The sequence below is a fragment of the Tritonibacter sp. SIMBA_163 genome (assembly GCF_046535935.1).
Lineage (GTDB): Bacteria > Pseudomonadota > Alphaproteobacteria > Rhodobacterales > Rhodobacteraceae > Epibacterium > Epibacterium scottomollicae.
Window position 1 is genome coordinate 1 of the sequence record NZ_JAWJBP010001294.1, and the last position, 237, is coordinate 237.

Annotated in this window: 1 pseudogene; it reads left to right on the top strand. The window is 65.8% G+C overall.

What is annotated here, in order from left to right:
* Nucleotides 1–237: pseudogene (locus tag R0J92_RS26475) on the top strand (8-oxoguanine deaminase); the annotation flags it as partial.

Sequence of the window (237 nt, forward strand, 5' to 3'; positions counted from 1 at the left end):
CTGTTCGGTTGGCTTCAGACGCTCTACCCGATCTGGGCGCGCAAGGGGGCTGCGCATCTGCAGGTCTCCACCCCGCTGGGGCTGGCAGAACTGGCGCTCTCGGGCTGCAGCCTGACCTCGGATCACCTCTACCTGTTTCCCCACGGTGGCCGGTTGGACGATACCATCCATGCCGCCGCAGAGGTGGGGCAGCGATTTCATCCCACCCGCGGCGCCATGAGCATCGGCGAAAGCGAT